This window comes from Arthrobacter sp. Leaf141 (assembly GCF_001424565.1).
Classification (GTDB): Bacteria; Actinomycetota; Actinomycetes; order Actinomycetales; family Micrococcaceae; genus Arthrobacter.
The window spans coordinates 331,819-345,967 of record NZ_LMOL01000005.1 but is presented as its reverse complement, the minus strand read 5'-3'; the positions used below and the strand labels follow the sequence as shown (position 1 = coordinate 345,967).

Sequence of the window (14,149 nt, the reverse complement as noted above, 5' to 3'; positions counted from 1 at the left end):
GGAGGGCCCATGTCCGTGGCAGTTTCGGCGCAGTCCCTGACCAAGAGTTTCGGCCGCCGGGAGGTCCTGCACGGTGTGGACTTCTCGGTGGCTGCCGGGTCAGTTTTCGGCGTGATCGGGCCCAACGGCGCGGGCAAAACCACCACCATGCGCTGCCTGCTCGATATCATCCGGCCCAGCAGCGGCCAGGTCCGGGTACTGGGGGTGGACCCGAGGACGGGCGGTCCGGGGCTCCGGCGCCGCATCGGCTACCTGCCCGGTGAACTGTTCCTGGAGGGCCGGGTCACGGGCCGGAAACTGCTGGCGCATTACCAGGCCATCAGCGGGCCGGTCCCGCCGGGCCGGATCGATGCGCTCGCGGAACGCCTGGGCCTTGACCTTGACCGACACACCCGCAAGCTCTCCAAGGGCAACAAGCAGAAGCTCGGCCTGGTGCAGGCTTTTATGCACCAGCCGGAGCTGCTGATCCTCGACGAGCCCACCAGCGGCCTGGACCCGCTGGTGCAGCAGGAGTTCCACGGCATGGTCCGGGAGGCCCGCCACCGCGGCCAGACCATCTTCCTCAGCTCCCATGTGCTCAGCGAAATCCAGCAGACGGTGGACACCGTGGGCATCCTGCGGGACGGGCGCATCATCGCGGTGGAACCCGTGGGCGGCCTCCAGGCGGGGGCAATCCGACGGATCCGGCTCACCGCCAGCAAGGCGTCGGGCCTTACAGCGGACGACGCCGTGGCGCTGCTGGCGGGAGTGCCCGGCGTCGGGCAGGTGCAGGTGCTGGAGTCGGACGGCGGGGTGACGCTCGCCGCCGTCCTGGAGGGGGCCATCCAGCCGCTGGTCCGGACGCTGGGGCAGCTTCCGCTGACGGACCTGGTGATCGGGGAACCGGACCTGGAGGAAGCCGTGCTGAGACTCTACGAAGGCGGACAGGAGGAGCCCCGGTGACAACGCTCCCCCTGTTCCGCCGCGCCTTCTTCGATTCATGGCGTTCCACCCTGGCCTGGGCGGCGGGCCTGACGGGGGCAGCCCTGCTGTACCTGCCGCTGTACCCCTCCATCGGCGGCAGCGCCCAGATGCAGGACATGATCAACGCGCTTCCCGCCGAAATGACAAAGGCCCTCAACTACGACCAGATTGCCACCGGTCCCGGGTATACGCAGGCCACCTTGTTCGGCCTGCTCGGTTTCCTCCTGATGACCATCGCGTCGGTGGGCTGGGGCGCTGCGGCCGTGGGCGGGGATGAGGAGTCCGGCCAGCTGGAACTCACCCTGGCCCACGGCGTCCGGCGGATCCAGGTGGTCCTGGAACGGGCCCTGGCGCTGCTGCTGCGCGTGGTGCTGCTGACCGTCCTGGTCCTGCTGCTGGTGCTGGGACTGAACGGGCCGGCGCAGCTGGGGATCGACGCCGGCAACGTGGCCGGGGCGGCGGTCCTGTTCGCCGGGCTGGCGTTGCTGAGCGGGACGGCAGCCCTGTGCGCGGGCGCCGTGTCGGGGCGCCGGACCTACGGCCTGGCCGCAGGTGCCGCCGTGGGGGTGCTGGGCTATGTCTTTAATGCCGTGGGCCGTCAGTCACCGGACGTGGAGTGGCTGCTGACCCTGAGCCCGTACCACTGGGCCTACGGGAACTCGCCGGTCACCAACGGCGCGGACTGGGGTGCTGCCGGCCTGCTGTGGGGGCTTTCCGCTGCCCTGGTGGCGCTGGCCGCCGTCGCGCTGGACCGCCGCGACGTGGGCGCTTAGTCCCGGCCTGCCCAGGCGTGCGGGGCCGGGGTGCGGGCCCCTGGCAGTGCGCTGGCGGCCCGCCATGCGGGAATCCATTCGGGGAGGACCAGGTCTACGGGAGGTTCGCCGAATTCCTTCAGGATCTCTTCCTGGCTGACGGGGCCGCCCCTGGTGACCAGCCGGGTGGCGATGTAGGCACTGGCGTAAATTTCGCCGTCGGCCACCATCCGCTGTTCAAAGTAAATGGCCTTGGCGTCCAGTCCGATGATGCGGGTTTCGATGCTGTACCGCTGCCACAGCTGCAGGGAGCGGCGGAAGGTGATGGTTTCGCTTGCCACCACCGGGCCCCAGCCGCGGCGGCGCATCCGCTTCCACACCCGGCTGCGGACCATCAGGTCGAACCGGCCCAGGTCCATCAGCGACAGGTACATGCCGTTGTTGACGTGCAGCGCAATGTCGATGTCCGTGGGCAGGACCCGGAGGTTCAGCGAGGCGGCGTCCCACACGGTGAGCGGCGGCCGTCGGGTGGAACGGAGCAGCAGGAGCAGGGTCCTCAGAAGCAGGTGCATGCCACAATGCTACCCGCCGGTAACATCGCGTGCCCGTTGTTGCGCGCAGCGCCGCGTAGGATTCCTGCATGACGCAACAACGCTACCGGGACCTGGCGGAGTGGCCGCTGATGGCGACGGCCCTGGTGTTCCTGGCAGCGTACGCATGGCAGGTGATCGGGCGCGTCGAAGGCAGTGGCGCCGCCTGGCTCGAGGCCCTTATGTGGGCCACCTGGGTCGTCTTCGCCCTGGACTACGCCGCCAACCTCCGGCTCGCGCCGGACCGCCGCCGCTGGTTCTTCCGCAACCTGCACGAGCTGATCATTGTGGCGCTGCCGTTCTTCCGCCCCCTGCGCCTGCTCCGCCTGGTGACGCTGTTGTCCGTCCTGCACCGGACCGTGGGTGAAACCCTCCGCGGCCGGGTGGTCACGTATGTGGCAGGCTCCGCCGCCCTGCTGGTTTTTGTGGGCTCGCTCGCCGTGCTGGACGTTGAGCAGTCCGCGCCGGACGCCAAGATCGTGACGTTTGGCGACGCGCTGTGGTGGGCCATCACCACCATCACCACGGTGGGCTACGGCGACCTGTACCCGGTCACCCCCATCGGCAGGATGGTGGCCGCCGCGCTGATGATGAGCGGCATCGCCGTGCTGGGCGTGGTCACCGCATCGATCGCGTCCTGGCTGGTGCAGCGTGTGGAGGACACCGCGGAAACCGCCGCCAACGCCGTTGAGGAGCCGCTGCGGGCCGAGGTTGCCGACCTGACGGCCCAGATCGCCCTGCTCCGCCGCGAAATTGCCGGCCTGCGGGATGACCCCACGCCGTAGCAAAGTCCGCAGGTCAGGTAGTGGAACGCCGCCGCCTGAGTAGCCAACACCAGTAGTCCCCGCCGAAAGTCGGGTAATTCCTACTGGTGCTGGCCCCCGCGCCCGGTTCCTAGACTCGGGATTCCTAGGACCGATTGACGCGCTGGCGGGTCCCCCGGGTTGGCTCAACGCGGCCCCGCCTCCCTGCAGGGCCTCCGTATTTTTCTGGGTTGCGGATGCTCCATCCCGCACCATCTGGTATCCGGCGTGCGCCGGCGCCCGGCGGCGCATCACATGATTCTCCGTTTTGGCTGCCCCGCGTCCGCGGTGCCGTGCAGGACTGGACCCGGATGGACACACCACATGAACCAGCCAAACCCCGCCGTCCCCGACGCCGAAAGCCGGAGCTTCGTCACCGACGAACCCCGGACCGACCTGATTTCCCGTAAACCTGCCGGTCACCGGAAATTATGGGCCGGCGTCGCCACCGCCGCCGTGGTGGCGGTGGTGGGCGTTGGGGCCCTCAACGCCCCCACGTGGTTCCCGGAACGCACGACGGCGGCGGCTCCCGTTTCCGACGTGCCGGCCGCTGATGCGGCGGCCGGTACCGGGACGAACGACACCGGCCCGGGTCCGGGGGACCCGGCGGGACCCGCAGTCGACGTTCCCACGCCGGTCACACCGGTTGAAGCTGCGCCGGTTGAACCAGTGGCTGCGGAACCGGCACCAGCGGAGGCGGCACCCGCTCCTGCGGGCGACCCCAACCTGTACACCGTCCGGCCCGGCGACACGGTCGGTGCGATTGCCGCCGGCCACGGCGTGGACATGAATGCCATGCTCGCGGCCAACGGCCTTGCCGCCTACAGCCTCATCGTTCCAGGCCAGACACTGCTCCTCACCGGCCCCGCCTTGCCGGTCCCGGAGGCTCCGGTGATTATCCAGGCCCCGGGCGCTCCCCCAGCGGCGCAATTCACCGCCGCCGCTTCCGCCCCTGCACCCGCGGCCGCCCCGGCCCCGGCTCCGGCACCCACTCCCGCTGTGCGGACCATCTACGTGGCCGGCGCCGGCGGGCAGTCAATGGTGGATGCCTGCATCGGCCCCATCCACTTCACCCCGAATGACGGCTACTCGCTGTTCATCACCGAACATGACTTCTGCGGCGGCTGGGGCCGGTTCTCCGGCATCGGCGTAGGAGAAACCGTGAGCATTCCCGGCTACGGCACGTACACGGTGACCGGGCGCGGGCAGGTACCGAATCCAGGCACCACCAACGATGTGGTCAACGTCTTCGGCGGCTTCCCCCGGGCCATCCTGCAGACCTGCATCCCGGGAACCAGCCAGATGCTGCTGATTGCGCTGAACTGAAGCATCCCCAGCTTGTCCGCGGATCCGGACCCGGCCTGGGTGGGATCTGCGGACAAGGCCAGGACCTGTCCCGTCCGGTCCTTGGCCATATCTGCAGGAAAAAGCCCATGGTAATCAGGGCAAAGAAAAACACCCCGGTCCGAAGACCAGGGTGTTTTTCTTCAAAATGTGGCAGATGAGGGATTCGAACCCCCGTAGGCGTTGCCAGCTGATTTACAGTCAGCCCCCTTTGGCCGCTCGGGTAATCTGCCGAACTTCAAAAGAAGATCACCCCCGACTGCAGCTTGTGGACCGGTGTGAACCGTTCCGCTCCCAGTAACCGCGGGCAAGACAACTTTACAGAACTTCCGCCGAAGAATCGAATCGGGCGCGGCGCGGGCAGAAAACCCGCGGAACGGCGGGAAAAACGGCAAGCGATCCACCGCCCGGCGACCCAGGGCGGGGCGGGTCAGGCTCCGCCCAGGATCCGGCCGGCGAGCCGGGCCTCGAACTTGACGGCCTGTTCCTCGGTGATCTGGTTCAACTGGACGGCCCGCAGCAGGTCATCGCTCACACCGCTCATGCGGGCGGAGGCATCCGCTACCGGGGTGAAAATGACGGACGCGGCGATAGCGGCGGCAGCCACTGAGGTTGCGGCTGCGCCTACGGCAGCCGAAGTGGTGCGGGTGACATAGGCGACGGCCTTGCGGTGCATGGTGTTCCCTTCGAGCAAACTTCCCAATGAGTCCAACTCTGTCCGCGCCGGCTTCGTTCCCGCCCTGCGTCCGCTGTGAGGGAACTGTGAAAAGCCCACCCCCCTCGGCAGGACCATCCGTACTAGGCTTGCTGGCAGAGTTCCGTGCCCTGTGCGCAGGGTGATAACCATCAAAAGGAGAGTCATGGCAGGCGAGTCAACGTTCGACGTCGTAAGCAAAGTGGACAAGCAGGAAGTGGCCAACGCGCTGAACCAGGCGCAGAAGGAACTGGTGCAGCGCTACGACTTCAAGGGCGTCGGCGCGGAGGTGGATTTCAGCGGTGAGAAGATCCTGATGAAGGCCAACTCCGAGGAACGCGTCCTGGCAGTCCTGGATGTCCTGCAGTCCAAGCTCATCCGCCGCGGCATCTCACTGAAGTCCCTGGACACCGGAGAGCCTTTCCCCTCCGGAAAGGAATTCCGTCTGGAAGCCTCCATCAAGGAAGGCATCGAGCAGGACCTGGCCAAAAAAATCAACAAAAAGATCCGCGACGAAGGCCCCAAGGGCGTCAAGTCCCAGATCCAGGGCGACGAGCTCCGCGTTTCCTCCAAATCCCGCGACGACCTCCAGGCCGTTATGGCGTTGCTGAAGGACTTCGACGAGGCCGACCTGCAGTTTGTGAACTTCCGCAGCTGATTCTGCGCCCATGACGGCCCCGGGACCCCCGGGCCGTCATGGCGTAACCTGCACGCATTAGCGCATATTTGGTTTGCGTAATTGCCTGCCCGCGGTACCCTCTTCCTTAGGCCTGCCTAACATACAGCGCCCTAAGCGAAAGAAATCCATGACAGCCAACTATCTGATCGGCCTGCGCGAGGGCCTCGAAGCCACCCTGGTGGTGGTCCTCCTGATGGCGTACCTGGTCAAAACTGACCGCCGGCACCTCATCCCCCGCCTCTGGGCCGGCGTCGCCGCGGCAGTGGCCGTCTCCATCGGGTTTGGCGCCCTCCTGACGTTTGGCCCGCGCGGGCTGACCTTTGAGGCGCAGGAGGCGATCGGCGGTTCCTTGTCGATTGTCGCCGTCGGCCTGGTGACCTGGATGATTTTCTGGATGGCGCGCACTGCCCGCACCCTGGGCACCGACCTGAAGTCCAAAGTCGACAAATTCAGCGGGGGTGCAGGCTGGGGTTTGGTGGTTGTGGCCGCGGTGGCAGTGGGCCGGGAAGGCCTCGAAACCGCGCTGTTCCTCTGGGCCGCAGCACAGGCCACCGGCCAAACCACGCAGCCCCTTGTTGGCGCGCTGCTGGGCCTGGCCACCGCAGCGGTCCTGGGCTACCTCCTCCACCGCGGGGTCCTCAAAGTCAATCTCGCCAGGTTCTTCACCTGGACCGGCGCCACCCTGGTCGTTATCGCCGGCGGAGTCCTGGCCTACGGCATCCACGACCTCCAGGAGGCCGGGATCCTGCCGGGGCTGAACTCGCTGGCTTTCGACGTCAGCGGCGCCATCCCGCCGTCGTCCTGGTACGGCACCCTCCTGAAGGGCACCCTGAACTTTTCCCCTGCCACCACCTGGCTGGAAGCTGCCGCCTGGCTGCTCTACGTGGTGCCGGTGCTGGTCCTCTACCTGAAGGTCAACCGCAGACCGGCAGCGCCCGCGGCGCCCGCGGCGCCCCGCACCATCCCCACCCCAGCCACCACGGCTTTCTGAACCCCCCTGCCCTTTCACGAACAGGAACACCATGTCCGGCTTCCCCCTGCCTAAATCCGCACGCCGCTCCACTCCCCTGGGCCTGCTGGCCGCAGCCGTAACCGTCCCGCTGCTGCTGGCCGGCTGCACCGATAACACCAAAGCCGCGGACGACGCCTCCGGCGTGATCCAGGTGGTCAGCTCCAGCACAGAGTGCAGGGTCTCGGTTGGCAGCGTGCCCAGCGGAAACCTGAACTTCGCCGTAAAGAACGACGGCGACCAGGTCACCGAGTTCTACCTGCTGGCGTCCGACGGGCTCCGCATCCTGGGCGAAGTGGAAAACATCGGTCCGGGCCTGACCCGCAACCTGGTGGTCACCGCACCGGCAGGGTCCTACACCACCGCCTGCAAGCCGGGCATGCAGGGCGACGGGATCCGGGCAGGCCTGGAAGTGACTCAGTCCGGCAACGAACCCACAGCGGATGCGGACTTCCAGCAGCTCCTGGACACCGCCACGGCGCAGTACTCCGCGTACGTCAAGGACCAGACCGAGCAGCTCCTGGCCGGCACGGAGGAATTCGCGGCTGCCTTCGCCGCCGGGGACGCGGACAAGGCCCGCTCGCTGTACGCCGCCACGCGGCTGCACTGGGAACGCATCGAACCCGTCGCAGAATCCTTCGGCGACCTGGACCCACAGCTGGACGCCCGCGAGGCGGACCTTGAGCCCGGCCAGGAGTGGACCGGCTGGCACCGCGCGGAGAAGGACCTGTACCCGCCGGCGGAGTACACCGCCTTGACCGCCGCCGAGCGGACCACCATCGCCGACCGCATGGTGGCTGACACCAAGGACCTGCTGGAACGCACCCGGACCCTGGAGTTCACTGCCGACAAACTGGGCAACGGCGCCAAGGAACTGCTGGACGAGGTGGCCACCGGCAAGGTCACCGGCGAAGAGGAAATCTGGTCCCACACCGACCTCTGGGACTTCCAGGCCAACGTGGACGGCGCCCGGATCGCCTTCGAGAACCTCAAGCCCGCGTTGCTCCAAAAGGACGCTGCCCTCGCCGGAAGCCTCGACGAACAGTTCGCCGCGCTCCAGGCCGAGCTGGCCACGCACGCCCAGGGCGACGGCTTCACCTACTACGACCAGCTCAGCGAAGACCAGATCCAGCGCCTCGCCGGGCTGGTGGATGCCCTGGGCGAGCCGCTGTCCAAACTCACCGCGGCCGTGGTCCTGTGAGCGGCTGCCCCATGGGCGGGCACCCGCCCGCCGAGCCTGACTCAGCCCCTGCTGAACTGCCCGCCTCGCGCCTGAGCCGGCGGAACCTCCTGAGCCTGGCAGGCGTGGGCGGCGCAGCAGCAGGTTTGGCCGCCGGCTTCTTCGGGCACGACACCGTGGCAGCCATGGCCGCTGACACCACCCCCGCGCCCGCGGACGATTCAGTGGTGCCGTTCCACGGCGATCACCAGGCCGGCATCACCACCGCGGCCCAGGACCGGCTGCACATGGCGGCCTTCGACGTGACCACCACCAAGCGCGAAGACCTCATCGCGCTGCTGAAGGACTGGACCGAAGCGGCTGAGGCCCTCACCAAGGGCCTGCCGGCCGGCGCCACCGGCGCCGTCGACGGACCCTACGGCGCCCCGCCCGAGGACACCGGCGAGGCGCTGGACCTCAACGCGGGCCGGCTGACCCTGACCTTCGGGTTCGGCGCCAGCCTCTTCGAAAAGGACGGCGTGGCCCGCTTTGGCCTGGACGGCCGGCGGCCGGAGGCCCTGATCGACCTGCCCCATTTCCCCGGCGACGACCTGGACCCGGCCCGCAGCGGCGGTGACCTGGTGGTCCAGGCCTGCGCGGACGACCCCCAGGTGGCGGTCCATGCCATCCGCAACCTGGCCCGGATCGGGTTCGGCAGGGCCCGTGTCCGCTGGTCGCAGCTGGGCTTCGGCCGGACATCCTCCACGTCGCGGGCCCAGCAAACGCCCCGGAACCTGTTTGGTTTCAAGGACGGCACCAACAACCTCAAGGTCGAGGACGCCCAGCTGCTGGACGAGCACGTGTGGGCGGACTCCACCCGGCCGCAGGATGCGTGGCTGGCCGGCGGCAGCTACCTGGTGGCCCGGCGGATCCGGATGCACATCGAAATCTGGGACCGGACGTCCCTGGGCGAGCAGGAAGGCCTGATCGGCCGCACCAAGGGCACCGGGGCGCCGCTGTCCGGTGGCGGGGAGTTCACCGACCCGGACTTTGCCCTGACGGGGCGTGCGGACAAGCCGCTGATTCCTTTGGACGCCCATGTGCGCATTGCCCATCCGTCACAAAACGGCGGGGTCAGGATGCTGCGCCGGGGCTACAACTACACGGACGGTTCCGACGGGCTGGGCCACCTGGACGCCGGGCTGTTCTTCATCGCCTTTGTCAACGACCCCCGCACCCACTACGTCCCCATGCAGATGGCCATGGCCAAAACAGACACCCTGGCCGTGGAGTACCTGGAGCACACCGGCTCGGGCCTGTTCGCTGTTCCCGGCGGGGTCCAGCCGGGCGGCTACCTGGGCTCCGGCCTGTTCAGCTAACCACCCGGCTGCACCCGCCCGGAAGGGTTACTGCAGGGGCCGGCCGGCCATCCGTTCCAGCCGGGCAATCCGGTCGCGCATGGGCGGATGCGTGGCGAACAGCTTGTTCATGGCCCCGCCGCGGAACGGGTTGGCGATCATCAGGTGCGAGGCGTTGACCAGGTTCTGGTCCGGCGGCAGCGGAACCATGGTGACGCCCTGCTCGATCTTGCGCAGGGCTGAGGCTAGGGCCAGCGGATCTCCCGTCAGCTCCGAACCGTCCTCGTCGGCGTCATACTCCCTGGTCCGGGAGATGGCCATCTGGATCAGGGAGGCCGCAAACGGGGCCAGCAGGGCCATGGCGATCATGGCCAGCGGGTTGGAGTTGCGCCGGTCGCCGCCGAAAAACAGCAGCATCTGGCCCACGGAGGTGATTACACCGGCCACGGCAGCTGCCACGGAGGAGGTCAGGATGTCCCGGTTGTAGACGTGCATCAGTTCGTGGCCCAGCACACCGCGGAGCTCGCGGGCATCCAGCAGCTGCAGGATCCCCTCGGTGCAGCACACGGCGGCGTTTTTCGGGTTGCGGCCGGTGGCGAAGGCATTGGGATTCATGGTGGGCGAGACGTAGATGCGCGGCATGGGCTGGTTGGCGCGGGTGGACAGCTCCCGGACAATCTGGTGCAGTTGTGGCGCCTGGGACTCCGTGACCGGGAAAGCCTGCATGGAGCGGATGGCGATCTTGTCCGAGTTCCAGTAACCGTAGGCGGTGGTGGCCACCCCGACCAGCGCCATGATCCAGATGGGCGCCGTGCTGCGGGTTCCTGCGCCGATCAGCGCGCCGAGCACCAGGAGTACGGCCCAGAGCACACCAAAAAGAGCCGCCGTTTTCATCCCGTTATGGTGTTTGTGCATGGTCGCTTCCCTTCGTGGCCTACGGGACCGGGTGGTGGGAGTCGTACTTCCGGAACCCCGGCTGCAGTGCGGACGCCAGCCAGGCTCCCGCGATGCACAGCACGCCGCCCAGCAGCAGGACCCAGCCCTCACTCAAAAGCTTAGTGCCGCCACCGGCCAGGAGGTCGCCCACCCTGGGTCCGCCCGCCACCACCACGATGAACACGCCCTGCAGCCGGCCGCGCAGGTGGTCCGGGGTGGCGGCCTGGAGGATGGTGTTGCGGAAAACGCTGCTGACGGAGTCGGTGATGCCTGCCAGGATGCAGCACAGCACAGCGGGCACCAGCCACAATGTCACGCCGCCGTCCGGGGAGGGGCCGGCCAGCAGCACCACCAGCCCGAACGCGGCGATGGAGGCGCCCCAGCCCATGATCGAAAAGACCACGGCGCTGCCCTGCCTGCGGACGCCACCCAGCGGGCCGGAGAACAGCCCGGCCAGGAACGCTCCGACGGCGGTGGCCGCCAGCAGGATGCCCACGGTGGATTCGCCGCCGCCGATCATGATGGCGCCGATTGCCGGCAGAAGGGCCCGGGGCTGGGCCAGGATCATGGCAACCAGGTCGATCACAAAGGTCATGCGCAGGTTGGGGCGGGTGCTCAGGAACCTGAAGCCCTCAACGACGGACCGGAGGCCCGCTTTCCCACTGCCACCGGCGGGGCGCATGGGCGGGAGCCGGTACACGGCCCACACCACAAACGCGAAGGACGCAAAGTCGATGGTGTACGTCCAGCCAAACCCCACCCAGGCCACCAGCACGCCCGCCAGCAGCGGCCCGGCGGTCATGGCCAGGCCGAACGACATCATGCTCAGGGCGTTGGCGGCGGGGAGGAGTTCCTTGCGGATCAGCATGGGAATAATGGCGCTGCGGGCGGGCTGGTTGATGGCCTGGGCGCCGCTCTGCAACGCCACCAGCAGGTAGAGGACCCACACGTTGCCCAGCTGGAACCAGGACTGCAGGGCGATCAGTCCCGTGGTCAGCCACAGGACGGAGCTGGCCAGCAGGGCAACCCTGCGGCGGTCGTGGGAGTCAGCGATGGAACCGCCCAGCAGCCCGCCCACCACCAGGGGCACGAGGGCAAAAATCCCCAGCAGGCCGACGTAGAAGCTGTCCTGGGTCAGCCGGTAGACCTCCAGGCTGACGGCGACGAGTGTGAGCTGGCTGCCGACAGCGGACACGGTTGACCCCAGCCACAGCCGACGGAAGGCAGGGCTTTCCCGCAACGGAGTGATGTCTGCCAGTATTTTCCCCACCTTGCAACCCTAATGGGGCTTCCCGCCCCCTCAACCCGGCGGGGTGCAAGGTAAGTGGAGCCTTATTGTGAGATGTTCATAATAAGTGGTTCAATGGAGCCATGACGGAGCACCTGGATGGCCACAACGCATGGGCAGCGTCCCTGCGCGCGCATGGCCGCCGCGTGACCAAACAGCGCCTTGCGGTGCTGTCAGCCGTGGAGAACCATCCCCACTCGCCGGCCGAAAGCATCCTCGCGGCTGCGCGTGCCGAGCTGCCTGAACTGACGGCACAGTCCGTTTATGTGGTGCTGGGCGACTTGACGGACCTGCACATGCTCCGTCGGTTCGAGCCGCCCCACTCCCCGGCGCTGTACGAAACCCGCGTTGGCGACAACCACCACCATGCCATCTGCATCAGCTGCGGCCGCGTGGAGGACGTCGATTGCGCCGTCGGACATGCCCCCTGCCTCACCCCGCACTGGAACGACGGCGCCAAGCCGATGACCATCCAGATCGCCGATGTGATGTACCAGGGCATCTGCCAGGACTGCCAGCAGTCCCAACAACTTCCTTCTGAACGTCCCTCACCAGAAATAAAGAAATAGGAGAACAATGACTGCCATTTCGACCACCCAGTCAGGTGCACCGGTTACGTCCGACGCGCATTCCCAGTCAGTTGGTGCCGATGGTGCCATCATCCTGACCGATCACTACCTGATCGAGAAGCTGGCCCAGTTCAACCGTGAGCGCGTGCCGGAGCGTGTAGTGCATGCCAAGGGCGGCGGCGCGTTCGGTACGTTCAAGACCACCTCGGATATCTCCAAGTACACCAAGGCCGCGTTCCTGCAGCCCGGTGTTGAGACCGAGATGCTGATCCGGTTCTCCTCGGTCGCCGGCGAGAGCGGCTCCCCGGACACCTGGCGGGACCCGCGCGGGTTCGCCGTGAAGTTCTACACCTCCGAGGGCAACTACGACCTCGTGGGCAACAACACCCCGGTCTTCTTCATCCGCGACGGGATCAAGTTCCCCGACTTCATCCACTCCCAGAAGCGCCTGCCGGGCACGCACCTGCGTGACGCGGACATGCAGTGGGACTTCTGGACCCTGTCCCCCGAGTCCGCCCACCAAGTCACCTGGCTCATGGGCGACCGCGGCCTGCCCGCCTCCTGGCGCGAAATGCAGGGCTACGGCTCACACACCTACCAGTGGATCAACGCCGAAGGCGAACGGTTCTGGGTCAAGTACCACTTCAAGTCCAACCAGGGCGTGCAGTCCATGTCCGGGGACCAGGCCGAACAGCTCGCCGGTTCCGACGCGGACTTCTACATCCGCGACCTGCAGGAAAACATCGGCGCCGGGAACTTCCCGTCCTGGGAACTGCACGTCCAGGTCATGCCCTACGAGGACGCCAAAACCTACCGGTTCAACCCGTTCGACCTCACCAAGGTCTGGCCGCACGGCGATTACCCGCTGATCCACGTCGGCACCATGGAGCTGAACAAAAACCCGGAGAACTACTTCGCGCAGATCGAACAGGCCACCTTCGCGCCCTCGAACTTCGTGCCCGGCATCGCCGCGTCCCCGGACAAGATGCTCCAGGCCCGCATCTTCTCCTACGCCGACGCGCACCGCTACCGGGTAGGCACCAACCACGCCCAGATCCCGGTGAACCTGCCCAAAAACCAGGTCAACAACTACAGCCAGGACGGGGCAGGCCGGTACCACTTCAACGCCCCGACCGTCCCGGTCTACGCCCCCAACTCCGTGGGTGGCCCGGCAGCAGTTGAGCCCGCCTCCCCCGCAGGTGGCTGGGAGAACGACGGCGAACTGACCCTCGCCGCGCACACCCTCCACACCGAGGACAGCGACTTCGTCCAGGCCGGCGCGCTCTACCGCGAGGTCTACGACGACGGCGCCAAGGCACGCCTCCTCGAAACCATCACCGGAGCAGTCAGCGGCGTGAAAAACCCCGGCATCAAGGAACGCGCCATCCAGTACTGGACCAACGTCGACACCGAACTCGGCGCCAAACTCCGCGCCAACCTCGGCGCCGGCCAGGTCGAATCCGACGCCGAAGCAGCCAACAAGGTCTAACCCACCACCACCAGGTGCGTTGGACCGGCACCTGCCCGCTGAATTTACTTCAGCACGGCAGTGATCCGGTTCTTCACAGCGAACCCCGTCCCTTCAGGGACGGGGTTCGCTGCGTTTAATGCCTGGCGGGAGGGTGAGATCCCAAAGGAATTCCTCGACTGATTCCGGCTGGTCCGTTCCCGCTCGATATTGCGGGCGAATATTCATGACGGACTTTGTTTTGACGTGACTACCCACGTCATTAAGACAAAGCATTCATGACAGTTTGGGAACTTCGTTTTCCTGCGGGGAAGCGCTCCATATACTTTGGCGACTGCATATGGTGTACACACAATTCCAGGGGATAAATTGGCATCAAATAGGGGCATCGCTTTGGACCGCGTTTTCAGTCCGGCCCGCATAGCGTTCACAGCACTCATTGTGGTGCTTTTCTCACTTCTTGTGCCTGCACCGGCTTTGGCTGCGACGACGGAGACTGAGCCCAACAGCAGCATGTCGACTGCCACGGTGGTTCCC

14 protein-coding genes and 1 tRNA gene are annotated in these 14,149 nt (G+C 66.9%); 10 read left to right on the top strand and 5 right to left on the bottom strand.

The genetic code is table 11. The features are described from left to right. Positions 1 to 9 precede the first annotated feature (9 nt). Positions 10 to 942, top strand: coding sequence for an ABC transporter ATP-binding protein (locus ASF72_RS04105; RefSeq protein ID WP_056596886.1), 933 nt, complete (start codon positions 10 to 12; stop codon positions 940 to 942). After that, positions 939 to 1,736, top strand: a complete 798-nt coding sequence (locus ASF72_RS04100) for an ABC transporter permease subunit (RefSeq protein WP_056596883.1) — start codon at positions 939 to 941, stop codon at positions 1,734 to 1,736. The genes ASF72_RS04105 and ASF72_RS04100 overlap by 4 nt, the downstream gene beginning before the upstream one ends. Here the strand turns inward: ASF72_RS04100 and ASF72_RS04095 are convergent. After that, entirely contained in the window at positions 1,733 to 2,287 is a 555-nt protein-coding gene (locus tag ASF72_RS04095) for a thioesterase family protein (RefSeq protein ID WP_056596880.1), read from the bottom strand. The genes ASF72_RS04100 and ASF72_RS04095 overlap by 4 nt on opposite strands. 68 nt (positions 2,288 to 2,355) lie before the next feature. Between ASF72_RS04095 and ASF72_RS04090 the strand changes: the two genes are divergently transcribed. Both ASF72_RS04090 and ASF72_RS04085 read left to right on the top strand, forming a co-directional pair. Further along, the gene (locus ASF72_RS04090) at positions 2,356 to 3,090 is read left to right on the top strand and encodes a potassium channel family protein (RefSeq protein WP_056596878.1); all 735 of its coding nucleotides are present in this window, start codon (positions 2,356 to 2,358) and stop codon (positions 3,088 to 3,090) included. A 342-nt stretch (positions 3,091 to 3,432) separates the two neighbouring features. Continuing rightward, entirely contained in the window at positions 3,433 to 4,434 is a 1,002-nt protein-coding gene (locus tag ASF72_RS04085; RefSeq protein WP_056596875.1) for a LysM peptidoglycan-binding domain-containing protein, read from the top strand. A gap of 169 nt (positions 4,435 to 4,603) precedes the next feature. On the opposite strand, the gene ASF72_RS04080 is transcribed toward ASF72_RS04085, so the two are convergent. Together ASF72_RS04080 and ASF72_RS04075 are read right to left on the bottom strand one after the other, a co-directional pair. After that, positions 4,604 to 4,685: transfer RNA gene (locus tag ASF72_RS04080), tRNA-Tyr, on the bottom strand. Positions 4,686 to 4,882: 197 nt separating this feature from the next. After that, positions 4,883 to 5,128 (bottom strand): hypothetical protein, encoded by a 246-nt coding sequence (locus ASF72_RS04075; RefSeq protein ID WP_050683645.1) that lies wholly within the window; start codon positions 5,126 to 5,128, stop codon positions 4,883 to 4,885. Between the two features lie 184 nt (positions 5,129 to 5,312). On the opposite strand from ASF72_RS04075, the gene ASF72_RS04070 reads away from it, so the two are divergent. From ASF72_RS04070 to efeB, 4 genes are all read left to right on the top strand, one after another. Then, positions 5,313 to 5,804 (top strand): YajQ family cyclic di-GMP-binding protein, encoded by a 492-nt coding sequence (locus ASF72_RS04070; protein WP_050683646.1) that lies wholly within the window; start codon positions 5,313 to 5,315, stop codon positions 5,802 to 5,804. Between the two features lie 148 nt (positions 5,805 to 5,952). Then, the gene (gene efeU, locus ASF72_RS04065) at positions 5,953 to 6,816 is read left to right on the top strand and encodes an iron uptake transporter permease EfeU (RefSeq protein WP_056596873.1); all 864 of its coding nucleotides are present in this window, start codon (positions 5,953 to 5,955) and stop codon (positions 6,814 to 6,816) included. Between the two features lie 31 nt (positions 6,817 to 6,847). Beyond that, positions 6,848 to 8,035, top strand: coding sequence for an iron uptake system protein EfeO (gene efeO, locus ASF72_RS04060; protein ID WP_056596870.1), 1,188 nt, complete (start codon positions 6,848 to 6,850; stop codon positions 8,033 to 8,035). Then, the gene (gene efeB, locus ASF72_RS04055) at positions 8,032 to 9,372 is read left to right on the top strand and encodes an iron uptake transporter deferrochelatase/peroxidase subunit (RefSeq protein ID WP_082484018.1); all 1,341 of its coding nucleotides are present in this window, start codon (positions 8,032 to 8,034) and stop codon (positions 9,370 to 9,372) included. The genes efeO and efeB overlap by 4 nt, the downstream gene beginning before the upstream one ends. Positions 9,373 to 9,399: 27 nt before the next feature. Here the strand turns inward: efeB and htpX are convergent, their stop codons facing one another. Together htpX and ASF72_RS04045 are read right to left on the bottom strand one after the other, a co-directional pair. After that, the gene (htpX, locus tag ASF72_RS04050) at positions 9,400 to 10,266 is read right to left on the bottom strand and encodes a zinc metalloprotease HtpX (RefSeq protein ID WP_050683650.1); all 867 of its coding nucleotides are present in this window, start codon (positions 10,264 to 10,266) and stop codon (positions 9,400 to 9,402) included. 19 nt (positions 10,267 to 10,285) lie between these two features. Further along, complete coding sequence (locus ASF72_RS04045) at positions 10,286 to 11,557, bottom strand: MFS transporter (protein WP_056596868.1); 1,272 nt, start codon at positions 11,555 to 11,557, stop codon at positions 10,286 to 10,288. A gap of 101 nt (positions 11,558 to 11,658) precedes the next feature. On the opposite strand from ASF72_RS04045, the gene ASF72_RS04040 reads away from it, so the two are divergent. Both ASF72_RS04040 and ASF72_RS04035 read left to right on the top strand, forming a co-directional pair. Further along, complete coding sequence (locus ASF72_RS04040) at positions 11,659 to 12,144, top strand: Fur family transcriptional regulator (RefSeq protein WP_050683652.1); 486 nt, start codon at positions 11,659 to 11,661, stop codon at positions 12,142 to 12,144. 7 nt (positions 12,145 to 12,151) lie between these two features. Further along, positions 12,152 to 13,633 (top strand): catalase, encoded by a 1,482-nt coding sequence (locus ASF72_RS04035; protein ID WP_050683653.1) that lies wholly within the window; start codon positions 12,152 to 12,154, stop codon positions 13,631 to 13,633. Positions 13,634 to 14,149: the final 516 nt, after the last annotated feature.

Coding starts and splice junctions, on each gene's coding strand:
- ASF72_RS04105 (WP_056596886.1), top strand. CDS start 10: ATGTCCGTGGCAGTTTCGGCGCAGTCCCTGACCAAGAGTTTCGGCCGC.
- ASF72_RS04095 (WP_056596880.1), bottom strand. CDS start 2,287: ATGCACCTGCTTCTGAGGACCCTGCTCCTGCTGCTCCGTTCCACCCGA.
- ASF72_RS04090 (WP_056596878.1), top strand. CDS start 2,356: ATGACGCAACAACGCTACCGGGACCTGGCGGAGTGGCCGCTGATGGCG.
- ASF72_RS04085 (WP_056596875.1), top strand. CDS start 3,433: ATGAACCAGCCAAACCCCGCCGTCCCCGACGCCGAAAGCCGGAGCTTC.
- ASF72_RS04075 (WP_050683645.1), bottom strand. CDS start 5,128: ATGCACCGCAAGGCCGTCGCCTATGTCACCCGCACCACTTCGGCTGCC.
- ASF72_RS04070 (WP_050683646.1), top strand. CDS start 5,313: ATGGCAGGCGAGTCAACGTTCGACGTCGTAAGCAAAGTGGACAAGCAG.
- efeU (WP_056596873.1), top strand. CDS start 5,953: ATGACAGCCAACTATCTGATCGGCCTGCGCGAGGGCCTCGAAGCCACC.
- efeO (WP_056596870.1), top strand. CDS start 6,848: ATGTCCGGCTTCCCCCTGCCTAAATCCGCACGCCGCTCCACTCCCCTG.
- htpX (WP_050683650.1), bottom strand. CDS start 10,266: ATGCACAAACACCATAACGGGATGAAAACGGCGGCTCTTTTTGGTGTG.
- ASF72_RS04040 (WP_050683652.1), top strand. CDS start 11,659: ATGACGGAGCACCTGGATGGCCACAACGCATGGGCAGCGTCCCTGCGC.
- ASF72_RS04035 (WP_050683653.1), top strand. CDS start 12,152: ATGACTGCCATTTCGACCACCCAGTCAGGTGCACCGGTTACGTCCGAC.